The organism is Streptomyces sp. ADMS (assembly GCF_033441795.1).
Taxonomy (GTDB): domain Bacteria; phylum Actinomycetota; class Actinomycetes; order Streptomycetales; family Streptomycetaceae; genus Streptomyces.
Window position 1 is genome coordinate 1 of the sequence record NZ_JAVFVX010000456.1, and the last position, 427, is coordinate 427.

General features: G+C 73.8%; 1 pseudogene. It reads right to left on the minus strand.

The features are described from left to right. Positions 1-427, minus strand: a pseudogene (locus tag RB628_RS41530) (hypothetical protein); the annotation flags it as partial.

Genomic DNA, 427 nt, shown 5'->3' on the forward strand with positions numbered 1-427 from the left:
GCGGCGGGCGTGGGGACCGGAGGTTTGCCGGGCAGGCCGGCGCGGGCGGGACTGGAGGCGAGCGCGGCGGCGTTCATGACGGGGAACCTGCGGGGGGCGACGTCCGGGCTGCGTTCATGGCGCGCTGCCGCAGACGGTGTGGGCGGCCGGTGCGCGGTGATGTCCCGGACGAGGGCGGGCTGCACGGCTACCTGGAGGTTGGCGCGGTGCATCGCCACGGTGGCCTGAGCTACCTTGCCGAGCGCCTGGCCACGGTCGGTGGTGATCGACAGCGTGTAGATGTCCAGGCTCGCGTTATGCCGCCAACCGTGCTCTTCGAGGAGCTGGCCGCCGAGGGAAGCACCGTCGGCGGTGGTGGCGACCACGCCGAGTTGCGGATGCTCGGCGAACGCGACGTCCGGCTCAACACGCGGGGGCCGGTCGCGGG